At 47.2% G+C, this 13870-nt stretch carries 11 protein-coding genes; 6 read left to right on the top strand and 5 right to left on the bottom strand.

Annotation, left to right across the window (positions count from 1 at the left end):
* The first annotated feature begins 82 nt into the window (after positions 1-82).
* The 4 genes from P3C17_RS18705 to P3C17_RS18690 all read left to right on the top strand — a co-directional run bounded on the left by P3C17_RS18705 (position 83) and on the right by P3C17_RS18690 (position 5268).
* Positions 83-634, top strand: a complete 552-nt coding sequence (locus P3C17_RS18705; RefSeq protein WP_300930839.1) for a hypothetical protein — start codon at positions 83-85, stop codon at positions 632-634.
* A gap of 83 nt (positions 635-717) precedes the next feature.
* Entirely contained in the window at positions 718-1635 is a 918-nt protein-coding gene (locus P3C17_RS18700) for an FRG domain-containing protein (RefSeq protein ID WP_300930838.1), read from the top strand.
* 180 nt (positions 1636-1815) lie between these two features.
* A complete protein-coding gene (locus P3C17_RS18695) occupies positions 1816-3384 on the top strand; it encodes a M20/M25/M40 family metallo-hydrolase (protein ID WP_300930837.1) in 1569 nt (522 codons plus the stop codon).
* 204 nt (positions 3385-3588) lie between these two features.
* Entirely contained in the window at positions 3589-5268 is a 1680-nt protein-coding gene (locus P3C17_RS18690; RefSeq protein ID WP_300930836.1) for a serine hydrolase, read from the top strand.
* 37 nt (positions 5269-5305) lie between these two features.
* Here the strand turns inward: P3C17_RS18690 and P3C17_RS18685 are convergent, their stop codons facing one another.
* Positions 5306-6922 carry a winged helix-turn-helix domain-containing protein gene (locus P3C17_RS18685; RefSeq protein ID WP_300930835.1) on the bottom strand — a complete coding sequence of 539 codons (1617 nt, stop codon included), beginning with the start codon at positions 6920-6922 and terminating at the stop codon, positions 5306-5308.
* A 140-nt stretch (positions 6923-7062) separates the two neighbouring features.
* Entirely contained in the window at positions 7063-7950 is an 888-nt protein-coding gene (locus tag P3C17_RS18680) for a LysR family transcriptional regulator (RefSeq protein WP_300930834.1), read from the bottom strand.
* A 313-nt stretch (positions 7951-8263) separates the two neighbouring features.
* Between P3C17_RS18680 and P3C17_RS18675 the strand changes: the two genes are divergently transcribed.
* Both P3C17_RS18675 and P3C17_RS18670 read left to right on the top strand, forming a co-directional pair.
* Positions 8264-8641 carry a cyclophilin-like fold protein gene (locus P3C17_RS18675; RefSeq protein ID WP_300930833.1) on the top strand — a complete coding sequence of 126 codons (378 nt, stop codon included), beginning with the start codon at positions 8264-8266 and terminating at the stop codon, positions 8639-8641.
* An 18-nt stretch (positions 8642-8659) separates the two neighbouring features.
* Positions 8660-9778: an alpha/beta hydrolase gene (locus P3C17_RS18670; protein WP_300930832.1), complete on the top strand. Its 1119-nt coding sequence runs from the start codon at positions 8660-8662 to the stop codon at positions 9776-9778.
* 46 nt (positions 9779-9824) lie between these two features.
* On the opposite strand, the gene P3C17_RS18665 is transcribed toward P3C17_RS18670, so the two are convergent.
* The 3 genes from P3C17_RS18665 to uxaC are packed head-to-tail and all read right to left on the bottom strand — an operon-like array spanning position 9825 to position 13626.
* Positions 9825-10625 carry a ThuA domain-containing protein gene (locus P3C17_RS18665; protein ID WP_300930831.1) on the bottom strand — a complete coding sequence of 267 codons (801 nt, stop codon included), beginning with the start codon at positions 10623-10625 and terminating at the stop codon, positions 9825-9827.
* Positions 10622-12184 carry a mannitol dehydrogenase family protein gene (locus P3C17_RS18660; RefSeq protein WP_300930830.1) on the bottom strand — a complete coding sequence of 521 codons (1563 nt, stop codon included), beginning with the start codon at positions 12182-12184 and terminating at the stop codon, positions 10622-10624. The genes P3C17_RS18665 and P3C17_RS18660 overlap by 4 nt, the downstream gene beginning before the upstream one ends.
* A gap of 11 nt (positions 12185-12195) precedes the next feature.
* Positions 12196-13626, bottom strand: a complete 1431-nt coding sequence (gene uxaC / locus P3C17_RS18655; RefSeq protein ID WP_300930829.1) for a glucuronate isomerase — start codon at positions 13624-13626, stop codon at positions 12196-12198.
* Positions 13627-13870: the final 244 nt, after the last annotated feature.

Genomic DNA, 13870 nt, shown 5'->3' with positions numbered 1-13870 from the left:
CATTGACTTTACTCCTAATCGCCCGACGCTCGCAAGCTCGTGCGAGTTATGGCAGTTTTATATTCAATAGAAGAGAATCAGAATGAACTGGGAAGACGCATTCAAAATCATAGCGGCGATGATTGCATCAATTGGTGCAGGTGGCGTGCTTGTTTTCGCCCTTTCCACTTGGTTAGGAAAATTATGGGCGCAGCGAATTCTAGAAAACGAAAAGCATCAACTGGCATCTGAGCTTGAAAAAACAAAGCGTGAACTTGATATTGTAAAAGAAACAACACTTCGGTTTCAGAATGACAAATTACATACTTACCGAGCAGTAATTGATGTAATTGCAAGAATCTTAGCTGCACTAGATTCACATGAGTCTGGTAGGTTACAACCTAATGAGGCTGGTGCTCGCTTCGATGAATTTAATGAGCAGCGTATACGAATATATGGCTATCTGGCTATGATCGCACCACAGGATGTCATGGACGCCCAAGACAGACTGATAGACAACTTGCTATTGGTAGTTCATGGTAATGTGGAATATGAGTGGACAGAAGTTAGAGAAAATGCGCTTGCAATGCTCAATGCCGTGCGCATAGATATAGGAATTGACAAAAGCCCTATTTCTTACAATGGGGTACTATGAATACAACAATCCGCCCACTCCGTTCACTGGGACCGTCTAGAGCAGGTCCCTTAGCTAATCGTTATACTTTCTAGGCCGACCCAATGAGCATAGTCACCAAGAGATTCCAAAACGCTAAAGGCGCTATTGCTTTTCTCGAATCCTTAGCCCATGAATCGAATGACACCATAGTGTTTCGTGGCCATGAGAAGACTGAATATCGCTTGATAAATACGTGGCAACGGCATAGAAGCATTTTGCATGAACCTTGGAATACTGATATCGACGAAACGCTTATGGCATACAAGGTCGGATTAGAAAAACTAGGAATTAAATCCTTTGACCATACCAATAGATTTGAAGCGCTGGAACACGGGCGTCATCACGGTGTTCCGACGCCATGTCTAGATTTTTCCTACTCACCATATGTTGCATTGTTTTTTGCTTTCAATGGCGTCCGCGTATCAACGAAAAAAAGAAAACCGTATTCAGTGGTTTATGCACTCAACGTCAACCAACTTGCAGAGGCAAGAGCAAAAGAACTACATGACCCAAAGACTGATAGCGATGCATTCTATCGTGCATTCCGTAATTTTCAATCGCCCAAGCAGGGATATCTAGAGAAAGGATTTCCTGCAAATACTCTTCAATTCATCCCATATCCCGGAGCCTCAAACAAACGGATGCAACGCCAGCTTGGCTGCCTAATTTACGACACACTTTGGTATCGCCTTATGGGTCTTAAAGATCTTGAGGATTATATTAAAAACAGATCTGAGACGCCATTTTTTGATGGCGAAAAAACGGTTTCAGGAAAGCCAATCCTTACGAAAGTTTTTATAAACCAATCAGCCACATCAGATGTGTTTGCGCGGTTGGAGCTGATGAATATTACCGGTGGTAACCTCTACGATAGTGCGGATGGAGTCGCCCTCGACATCAAAAATGCATACAACTACAACCCAAAGTTTTCATATCTAAGAGATGTAGATCTACCAACTTTCGATGACACCAAGTTATAACATGGCTGGGAACACAAAAACGGTATCATGTCTAAGTTCACGGCCGTAAAACTTAAAGCCAATTTTTAAGTACAACATCGCTGGTGACTAAAAAATGATTATAAGTCATTATGTTAGCTCTTATATTCTGAGTAACAGCACCCTGCTCCGCTACGCAAGGTCTTTAGTAGGAAAACAGCCATGCTTACAGCCCACTTTCACAGAATTCTAATTGCCTGCACCTTACTGGGCTTCTACGGTTTTGCCTCGGCACAGCCAGTTGCAGGTACAGCGGTGCTTACCGTCAAAACGCAGGCATCAGCAACAACAGACGTTTTGGTGTTAAAAGCCGCGCAAGCGAGTTTTGCTGAGTATTTCGACTTATTGGCGCTGCCAAATGATGCGGTGGTGCCTGCTGATATTCAAAAAAATACCGACTGGCTGGAGCAGGCATTTGCCCGGCGCGGCTTTAAAACTCAGCAGTTGCCAAATGACGGTAAACCTCTGCTATTTGCCGAATATAAAAGCCCAAAGCCTGATGCGAAAACCATCTTATTTTATATGCACCTGGACGGTCAGCCTGTGCTGCCGGAACAGTGGGCACAGGCGAATCCGTGGCAGGCTGTGGTGAAAAAACGGGATGCTAAAGGTCAGTGGCTTGAAGTGGATCAGAAAGCGCTGCAGCAACAGCCGCTGGACTCGGAACTAAGAGTATTCGCCCGCGCTGCGGCTGATGATAAAGGCCCGATCATGATGTTACTGGCAACATTCGACGCGATGAAAGCGGCCGGACTCTCGCCTGAATTTAATGTCAAAGTACTGCTCGATAGTGAAGAGGAAAAAGGCTCACCCAGCATCCATGCGATTGCCAAAGCCAATGCCGCGTTATTAAGCTCGGATGGCTTGTTAATACTGGATGGCCCGCAGCATCAAAGTAACCAGCCCACGCTGGTTTTTGGCAACCGCGGCGCAACCAGCGTTACGTTGACTGTGTATGGCCCCAAACTCCCTCTACACAGCGGCCATTATGGTAACTATGTGCCAAACCCGGCGCAGCGGCTTGCGGCGCTGCTGGCCAGTATGAAAGACGATAGTGGCCGCGTCACTGTCGCTGGTTATTACGACAAGGTGAAACTGACAGCGACAGAGCTGAAGGTGCTGGCCGCTGTGCCGGATGACGAAGCTGCACTGCGTAAGCGCACCGGTATTGCGCAGCCTGACGCTGTTGGCAGCAATTATCAGGAAGCATTGCAATACCCATCGTTGAATATCCGCGGCATGCAAGCTGCTGCTGTCGGTGACAAAGCCGCCAATATTATTCCGCATCAGGCTGTGGCAGAACTGGACCTGCGCACCACGCCTGAGGCAGATTCTGTGTATTTAACGACTTTGCTGGAACGCCATCTTCGCGCTCAGGGATGGTACTTAAGCAAAGGTGAACCTACAGACACCGAACGCGCAACACAGAATAAAATCGCCTCACTGACACCAGGCGCTGGCGGTGACGCAGCCCGCACAGCGATGGACTCGCCGCTTGGCAACTGGGTTTATGCGGTGCTGCAACAAAATAATGCGAAAGTTGTGCGCGTCCGGATGATGGGTGGCAGCTTGCCAACGCAGCAACTGGTCAGCGCCTTGCAGGTGCCTTTTGTCATACTGCCGCTGGTGAACGCCGACAACAACCAACACAGTTTCGACGAAAATCTGCGCATCGGCCATTACATCGACGGTATGAAAACCTTGCTGGCGCTGTTGCAGACTCCCTATTGAGACATAAGAAAAATTATGGCACATAACCCCTCAATGCCGCTTCGCGGCACAGCCTTAACCAGATACTTATGAAGTAAACCACTGAATACAAAACAGAATTCAGCCCTTTATTAAATCTTCAGCAAATCTTCATGCTTTCTTTTGGGTTAAATAATGGCCCGGCTGTTATGTTGCCGGGCACCGTTACTTGATAGGTAAAAAAAGATGAAGAGAACACTGTTAGTCGCTGTAAAAATGATGATGTCTTTGGGTTTGGTCTTTGCCGTCACTCATACCCTGGCAGCGAATGCGATAGCCACTGAGCCAGAATCAAAGGCAATCCCTACTGAGCTGCAACAGAAGTATGCCGGGAAAATTATTTTCTCAAAAACAGCCAAAACTATAGAGGCATACCAACCCGCTGAGTTGGTTCAGGCTTTTGAGCTGAATAGCGCAAAGAACTTGTATTTTAATGCGGTGCTCGATAAGCCACTGACAGCTTATTTACAGCAATTAGCACCAGAGTTACCTGCAGAAGAACTAAACAAAATAGGCAATTACCAATTTACCTTTTCTGTCGATGGCGCAGTGGTGTACACCGAAAACTTAAACCCGGCTGCTGGCTTATACAATGAAAAAGCTGCCAACAAAATACTGATGAAACCCTTTTTTAGCGAAGCCAACGAAGATTCCTGGGGGCGTTTTTTATGGATGCGATTTATGCATCTGGGTGGCGAAAAAGCCCTGACGGAAGGTAAACACCAACTAAAAATGGAAATCAGGCCCTATGTCAAAACAGCTGAGATTAAAGTTGGAGACATTATTGCTGCAGGTGAAGTGTCAGTGCAGGTGGTAAAACTTCAGGCCACAGAGCAGCAAATTGCAATTCAAACCATTCAGGCCAGCCATGACTGGGTGATCTCTAAAGATACCTACAACAAAGACTTAATTCGGGCGATGAATAAAAAAATTGCTGAAAAAGATTTCAAGGACATCAGCAGTGTGGTTGTGATTAAAGATGGTGCTTTGCTGATGGAGGAATATTTTAATGGCAGTGAACGTTCATCGCTGCACGACCCGCGCTCTGTGGGTAAAAGCTTTGCTGCTACTATGCTGGGAATTGCCATCAGTGAAGGTTTTATTCAAAGCGAACAGCAAACACTAAGTGAGTTTTACCCGTTGAAAAACTACCACAACTATTCAGCCCAAAAAGCCAATGTCAGCCTGAAAGACCTGATGACGATGACTTCTGGTTTTGCCGGAAATGACTCAGATACGGCTTCACCTGGTAATGAAGAAAATATGTACCCGACTGAAGACTGGGTTAAATTCACGTTGGATTTACCGATGCAAAACCCAACATCTTCAGCCAAAAAATGGAGCTACTTTACTGCTGGTGTGGTGGTCTTAGGTGACGTGCTGCAAAAAACTGTGCCACAAGGCCTTGAAGCTTATGCCGATAAAAAGCTGTTTGCACCGCTGGGCATCACCAAATATCAGTGGCAATACACACCGCAAAAAGTGGCCAATACAGCCGGAGGCATTCGATTAAGAGCATTGGATTTTGCCAAATACGGTCAGCTGTATAAAAACGGTGGTCGCTGGGGCAAGCAACAAATTATTCCTGCACAGTGGGTAAAAGCGAGTTTAGCGAAGCAAACAGCCCGGACTGAGCAAAAGGATAGCGGCCATTATGGCTATTTATTCTGGAACGACACCATTCAATCAGGTCAGCAGTCTTTTGAAGTGGCTTATGCCAGCGGTAATGGCGGCAATAAAATCTTTATTTTTAAAGATATTCCAGTGGTTATTGTGATCACAGCAAAAGCCTACAACAAAAAATACGCTCACCCACAAGTGGCGCAGATGATCAGCGACTATATTTTGCCGGCTATTCTGCACTAACTATATATACCAATTAGTTCATTTATCCGCTGCTGGATCAGGTTTCTGGTGGCGGATAAGTTGTCAGAAACTGCTGGTGCATCTTTTCTCTGCGTTGATTTATGTCGTCAATCAACTGATAAAATTCAGGCCGCTGCTTAAGGGCAGCAAACAAAGGCGAAATAGCTAAATACTCGCTGTTTAAATAACCCAAATGCACAGCTTTTTGCAAATAACTCAGTGCCGCCTCTTCGTCCTTTACAGCCCACAAAGCAATTAAAGACGCCTCAATGTAATTAATGGGCCAACTGTCACCGCTGGCTACCGTCTCCTCAATGCTACTTAACCTTTTGATAGCCTCTTGTGTCGTCAACTGGTTGTTTGCAATCTGCGCCAAGGTATTTGGATACGTATTGCCAGAACTCACCTCTGCTGCGGTTGTAAACCAAGGCAAAGACTTTTCTTTACCCTCTAACAACCAGACCAATTCAGCGTAATACACAAACACCTCGTCACGTTTGATGCCCCGTTTCAGTACTTTTTCAATCTCTTTTTTCGCTTCGGTGAAACGCCCCTGAAAATACAAAAAACGTGGGTAAGCTGCGTTGATAAAGACATTGTCGGGGTACAGCACAAACAACTGCTGATAGCTAAGTTGTGCTTTTGAGGTGAAGTTCAGCAGTTCAAAAATTCGGCTGAGTTGCAAATCTGCCATGTGGTTATTCGGCAGCAGTTGTTTAGCTTTTAGCGTTAACTCATAAGCCTGTATCAGCTGCCCTTTTGCTTCCAACAAATGAGCAGCAGATCCCATGCTTGCATAGTTTTTCGGGTCGAGTTGTATCGATACTCTATAGGCTTCTAAAGCATGGTCCAGGTTACCAAGACAATCCCAGGCATAAGCGAGCGCAGCCTGAGCTTTACTTTTATCAGTGCGGCTACCTTCCAGCGCAAGCGCTTGCATCACATATTGTTTGGCTTCCATAGCGCGCTCAGCAGGTTGGTTGTATCTGCAAACCGATTTACTCAGCGCTACACTTAAACCAATAAGTGCAGCCTGATTGTTTGGCTCAAGTTTGAGTGCCTGGTTAAATAACTCTATGGATCTGTTGGTATTGTCGCCCTGCCCCGTGCTGAAATAGTAATTTCCGCGCTCAATCAATAACTCAACCGGATTGCTGGCATGACTCCCAGCATTAGTCGCACTTGTATCGGAAACTGCGGTGTCGTTACCCGCCATCCAATACAGCACTAAAGCAATGCTCAGAAGCGCAAAGACTGTAAGTACAGCGAGTACAACAGCTGTACTGGACGAAAATCCTGTTGGCTTCACCACTGACTTATCTATTGGCTTTGCCAATAAGCGATAGCCTCGGCCACGCACCGACTCAATGTATTTAGGCTGCTTGGGGTCGTCATCCAGCGCCTTTCTCAGCAATGTAATACGTTGAGTAATGGTTTCACTGCTTACAATGGTATTTTTCCAGACGGCTGCAGATATTTGCTCCACAGTGCAGACTTTTTCGGCATGCTCCATCAAATAGATCAACAGCTCAAACGAGAGCTTAGGTAAATCCAGCTCTTGCTTGTCTGAATCAACTGCTCCCGGATTTACAATGCGGTACACCTTGTATTCATCGGGTTCCACAATTAAATCCAGTAATTCCAATTGCCGCATCTGTTATTCCATATTGTGTTGAGGTGTTTTTACATAAAACAGGATCAAAAACTAACGGCTTTCAGGCGCTGCGTGACCAGAGTTTGGGTTTATGTTCTTGTTGTACCTGATTGCATTCACAGTGGCCCTAGAGTCAGGCATCAAATCTGCCCCTTGCTATATCTAATTGCATTTACAAAGGCCATAAAAGCAGGTGATGCCTGACGGCGATTTGGGTAATACAAATGGTAGCCCTGAAAGTATGGGCTCCAGTCGGCCAGGATCATCTTTAGTCGGCCGTCAGCCAGATAAGGCGCAACTAAAGGTTCAGGTACATAGGCCAGCCCTATTCCGTCCAGCGCCGCATTCAGCACATGCATAATGCTGTTAAACACCAACGGGCCTTCCGCCTTGACAGTAAAAGAGCGTTGGTCTTTTTCAAATTCCCAGGCATAAATAGACCCCGCCACTCTATGGCGAATATTAATACAGCTATGTTCTGTAAGCTTATCAGGTGTAAGCGGTGCCGGGTTTCGTTCAAAATAGTCGGGAGAACCTACCACAACCAACCGCCAGTCTGGCCCTATCCGCACAGCAATCATATCTTTACTGATGGATTCTCCAAGCCGGATCCCGGCGTCAAAGCGCTCTTCAACCAGATTAGTAAAACCGTAATCAACATAAAGCTCCAGTTGGATCTCAGGGTAGTCACGCAAAAAATCAGCCAGCATAGGGCGCAAATGTAGTTGGATTTGATCATCGGTGCAGGTCAGCCGAATCGTGCCTTTGGGTTTATCTCTGAGTTCACTCAAGGCCTCCAGTTCGGCATTGATCTGCTCAAACAAGGGGCTGATAGACGCGGACAAACGCACACCAGCTTCGGTCATCGAGACATTACGTGTTGTTCTGGTCAGCAAACGTACGCCTAAACGTTCTTCCAGGCTGCGAATGGTGTGACTCAAGGCTGAAGGACTTACCCGCAGAATAGCCGCTGCTTTGGTAAAGCTTTGCTGCTGCGCCACGACCAGAAAGGCCTGTAAATCATTCATCTTGTTTTGTGCCATTACTGAATTTTTCTCACAACTACATAAAGATTATGTCTACTAATCAAAATATAAAAGCTCTGTCAATATAAATCTATGTTTTTGCCTGCTGACAACGTGACTGAATGAATACCTGTGTGAGCCATACGCCAGAAGGCATGGCGTACTGCAGCCATAAAAAAACTGGAGGGGCTTTCAGATGACTAAAGCATACCGTGATTACTTTAAAACCCGGTCTTTCGCAGCAGTCTTTATTCTGATTGCCTGCGCTTTTATGCCAGTTGCCGCCCATGCCGATATCAGATCGAAGGAGGCCCCAGTGTCCAAGATACAAAAGGTGTACAAAATTCAAATTGAACTGGATGGCGCAGTGCTCTTTGCCAGTCTGGATGATAACCCTACAGTGCGGGATTTTATCGCCCGCCTGCCGCTGACATTAGAACTTAAAGATTACGCATCGACCGAAAAAGTCGTTTTTTTGCCTGACAAACTGACCACGCAAAACGCCCCACCCGGCAGCACTCCCGTTGTTGGCGATATCAGCTATTACGCACCTTGGGGCAATCTGGCGATTTACTATCAGGATTTTGCTTATTCCCCTGGACTTGTAAGGCTTGGACGGATCAGCAGCGGTATAGAACAGCTGAACTTTAGCGGCGAAAAACACGCCACTATCAGCCTTATTCACCTTAATTAAGCCATAAGGATAGCAACCATGAACAACGATCAATCCCAGATGAAACAAGCCGGACAACCGGACACTGGCCGGCGCAATTTATTAAAAATGACAGGCGTAGGTATCGCTGCCGCTTGTGTTGCGCCACTTTTTACAGCTTCAGCAGCAACTGTATCTTCCGCATCTCAAACAGAACTGAAACTTGGTACAGAGTGGGATAAAACCTTCGCCAGAAGTGACAAAGTGGAGCATAAAAAAGTCAGCTTTAAAAACCGTTATGGTATTACGCTAGCCGCAGATCTTTATGTGCCGAAAAATACCAGCGGCAAGCTGGCAGCTATTGTTGTGGGTGGTCCTTTTGGTGCTATTAAAGAGCAGTCGTCCGGTTTGTATGCGCAAATCATGGCTGAGCGTGGTTTTATCACACTGGCCTTTGATCCATCCTTTACCGGCGAAAGTGGCGGTGAACCTCGCCATGTAGCTTCACCCGATATCAACACCGAAGACTTTAGTGCAGCAGTGGATTTTATAGGCTTATTACCCAATGTCGATCGTGAGCGTATTGGCATTTTAGGCATTTGTGGTTGGGGTGGCATGGCATTAAATGCAGCCGCAGTCGACAAACGCATCAAAGCTGTAGTGGCCAGCACTATGTACGATATGACAAGGGTGATGTCCAAAGGTTATAACGACAGTGTGACCAAAGAACAGCGGACAAAAACCTTAGAGCAATTGAGCCAGCAACGCTGGAAAGATGCTGAACAAGGTAAGCCAGAATTAGGGCCGCTTTTTAATGAACTCAAAGGTGGTGAACCACAATTTATGGTGGACTATGCCGGCTATTATAAATCCCGCGACCGCGGCTTCCACCCACGAGCTATTAATTCGAATAGCTCGTTTACTATCACTAATCCATTGTCCTTTATGAATATGCCATTGCTGTCGTACGTCGATGAAATTTCGCCACGCCCAATACTGTTGATTCATGGTGAAAAAGCGCATTCACGTTACTTTGCCGAGACGGCTTATGCCGCAGCAACTGAGCCAAAAGAGCTGATGATTATCAAAGGTGCTACCCATATTGACCTGTACGATCGGCTTGATGTGATCCCTTTTGACAAAATGACCAGTTTTTTCCACCAACATCTAAACGCCTGACATCAGGCTCTGGAACTGGGGCTGGCATTACGCCCGCCCCTGATGCTTATTTATCCTTCTTCGCAGCTTTCTCCGCCAACATCAGTTTGCGTGGTTTTTTAAAGTAGGTTTGTTTTGGTGCGCCCTCTTCCAGCGGTACTGGTCGTCCCCAGTTGCCCATCATCCAGCCGCTGGTGTGCGGCTGATGTGCCCATTGAATGGCATTGGCCAGAATTTGCGTGATGTGTTCGTTGCGATAAATAGGAAAGGTTTCGTGGCCTGGTGCAAAAAAGAAAATCCGGCCACGTCCACGGCTAAAAGTACAGCCGCTGCGCAGTACTTCACCGCCCTGATACCAGGAGTTAAAAATCAGCTCGTCCGGGTCCGGGATATCAAAAGGTTCGCCGTACATTTCTGACTGCGGCAGCTCAATTTGCGGCGGAATATTGTAGGCAATAGGATGAGCAGGTTTTAAACACCAGACCCTTTCCCGCTCACCACCTTCGGCTTCACGCCAGCTTAAATTACAGCTGGTACCCATCAGGCGTTTAAAGAGTTTGGCGTGATGGCCGCTGTGCAAAACGATCAGGCCCATACCAGCCAGTACCCTCGCCTGCAATTGGTCGATTAGCGCATCATCCAGCTCGTCGTGGTATCGGTGGCCCCACCAAATAGCCACTTCGGTTTCGGCAATACGTTCAGCTGGCCAGCCCTGTTCAGGGTCGTCTAAGGTCGCCAGCGTCAGATCAAAACCAAAAGGTTTCAGCTGGTTGACGATGCAGCCACCTATGGTTTCCGGATACACTTCCTGCACGTCCGCATCTTCTTTTTCGTGGCGGCATTCATTCCAGACTGTCACTTTAATCATTTTGCTCTCCCGACGCGCGCTGATACCAGATCTGAAGCCAACTCTGAGGCAAGGCGCGGCGCCGCTGAATAATCCTGAACTTCCAATAATAAACTTTGCAAGGCGGTAGGCACGCCGTTGGCGAGAATATAACTCAGCCAATAGGTCAGCCTGCTGCGAAACACGTGCGATGCGCTTAACGCAGCCGGAAACACCTGACTCACCGCCAGGTATTGCCCCACCAGCTCGTCTATATGATCCCAGTGCTCCAACCGGATTTGCATCAACAGCTCAGCCAGCGGGTCAGACACTTCCAGCGTATCGCCTTTAGCATCAAAGCCCATGCTAAAACGCAACCAGCCTGCCACAGCAAAGCAGATCGCATCCACGCTCTGGCCCTTATCCAACCTGATTTGCGCTGCAGCTAATAAACGCGGTGGAATTTTTTGTGAGCCATCCATCGCAATTTGCATAGTGCGGTGCATTAAAGCTGGATTGGCAAACCGCTTTAACAAGGCTTCAACATAAGCCGCTAAATCCAGCCCTTCCGGCGCCTGTAATGTAGGCATCAGCTCGTTGCGCATTAAATGGCGCAGATAACGCAAAAACACCGGATCGGCGACCACCTGATGTACATAACTGTAACCTGCTACAGYGCCCAGATAAGTCAAAGCCGAATGGGCGCCATTGAGTAAGCGCAGTTTTGCCTGCTCAAAAGGTGCAACCTCTTTCACCAGCATCACTCCGGCTTTTTCCCATGCCGGTCGTTCTGACGAAAAATGATCTTCAAGTACCCACTGGCTGTAGCTTTCGGTTTTCACCATGGCCTTGTCCAGATAACCAGTGTCAGCAGCCAGAGCCAGAATATCCTGCTCTGTAGTAGCTGGCACTATACGGTCGACCATCGAATCCGGAAACGCGATCTGGCTTTTAATCCACTGTGCAAGTTCAGCGTCTATCTTCGCCGCAAACTGCTGAACCAGCCGCGCCAGAGTTTTGCCGTTTTGAGAAATATTGTCGCAGCTGATCACAGTCACTGGTTTTAGCCTACGGATAAAACGCTGCTGCAATGCCGCCACCAGATAACCAATAGCCGTTTTCGGAGTCGCTAAATGGGTTAAATCGTGCTGAATATCAGCCAAAGTTAAATCGAGATCGCCGGTCGCCGGATTCAGGCAATAGCCTTTTTCCGTGACAGTGAGGGAAAATATCGCCACTTCAGGCGAGGCCATAAGTTCAATCACAGCCTGCGGGTTTTCCGGCGCAACCAATACTTTGGCAACAGACTGAATCAGTTGTTGCTCTGTGCCTGCAGCAGACGTAGTCACCAGCGTATAAAGCCCTTGCTGTGGGTTCAGCTGATTTGCCACTTCACTTGATCGCAACGACACACCAGCAATCATCCAATTGCGCTCTGCTGTCAATTGCATCATTTGCTCTGTATAAAAAGCCTGATGGGCGCGATGAAAAGCACCAATGCCCAAATGCACTATACGTATGGTGCTGTCACGGTCAGGCGCGACCTGCTGCGGGCAAGTGGCAGCTGATAAAAGTGGATAAGTTACTGCAGGTTCAGTCACGCTGTTACCCCTTACAATTGATAAGCTTTTTTCGCCAGGCCGTATGCCAGATCTTTGGCAATCACGGCAGCATCTTCTTCATCCAGCATATGCCGGGCCACTAACTCAGCCAGATAAACAGCATCCATCCGCCTTGCTACGTCATGCCGCGCCGGAATAGATAAAAAGGCACGGGTGTCGTCATTAAAACCAACTGTATTATAAAAACCTGCAGTTTCAGTGGTCTGACGGCGGAATCGGATCATGCCTTCAGGGCTGTCATGGAACCACCAGGCCGGGCCCAGTTTCAGGCAAGGATAATGGCCGGCCAAAGGCGCGAGTTCGCGGCTGTAGGTGGTTTCATCCAGCGTAAATAAAATCAGGCTTAAATCTTTATTGTTGCCAAACTTATCCAGCAAAGGCTTTAGCGCTTTCACATATTCGATACTCAGCGGAATATCAGCGCCTTTGTCACGACCAAATAAGCGGAATAGCTGGTCGTTGTGATTGCGAAATGAACCCGGATGCAGCTGCATCACCAGGCCATCGTCCAGCGACATTTCTGCCATTTTTACCAGCATATGAGCGCGGAATAGTTCGGCATCTGCGGCGCTGACATCGCTCTTACTTACACCAGATTTAACAATACGGTCGAATAAGCTGCGGGCTTGGGCGTCCGTTAAATCCGCCGTCTGCGCCGTAGGGTGGCCGTGGTCAGTCGAGGTTGCGCCCATTGCTTTAAAAAAGGCGCGGCGTTGACGTAAAGCAGCTATGTACTGATCGTAATTACGGCAATCTAAATCTGTGATTTGACTCAGTTTAGTCAGCCTGCTTTGAAACTGTTCGTGTTCAGGGTCTATTACACCATCTGGCCTGAAGGCAGTGATCACTTTGCCCTGCCAGCCTGAAGCTTTGATTTGCTGGTGATACGCCAAATCATCTGTGGCACATTCAGTGGTGGCTATCACTTCAATGTTGTAACGCTCAAATAAGCGGCGTGGTAAAAAATCCGCTGTATGCAGCGCATCGTTAATCACCTGATAATAATGGCTGGCCGTTTGTTTATTCAGCTTCAGATCAATGCCAAAGGTATTCACAAAGGTGTGATTCAGCCACAAGCTGGACGGTGTGCCATGAAATAACGGGAAATGCTCCGCAAAAATTTGCCAGATTTTTTCCGGGTCCTGCTCTACTGGTTCGCCGTCACGACGGCGTAAACCCAATTGCTCCAGACTGATGCCCTGGCTGTACAGCATGCGAAATACATAGTGATCCGGCTTAATTAACAATTCGGTTGGGTTCTCAAAGGGCTGATTTAATGCAAACCAGGCCGGATCTGTATGACCGTGCGGACTAACAATAGGCAAATCCGCTACCTGCTGATACAAACGCCGGGCTATGTCACGTTCAACACCATGGCTTGAAAACAAACGATCCGGATGCAAATGAAGTTTGGCAGGCATAAATCCGCAGGCCCCTGAGCTTGGATAAATAAAAGGAAATCAACAGTACCCCATTCATGGCTTTGAAAACGAAGTACTGCGACTGTTGGCAGAATTTATAATGCAAATTGACACCGGTGTCAATTTGCATTATAGGTATAAATTAACGAATAAAAACAATAAGCCAGAAAACAAATGCAGCACTGTTCAGATATACTGCCGTCCGCTAGTATGATTTTTTGTGAACCTTGTTGATTTTCCTGTT

This window comes from Rheinheimera sp. 1928-s, assembly GCF_029269265.1.
In the GTDB taxonomy this organism is placed as follows: domain Bacteria; phylum Pseudomonadota; class Gammaproteobacteria; order Enterobacterales; family Alteromonadaceae; genus Pararheinheimera.
Note: the sequence above shows the minus strand (reverse complement) of the source record. Positions and strands in the feature narration are given on the sequence as shown.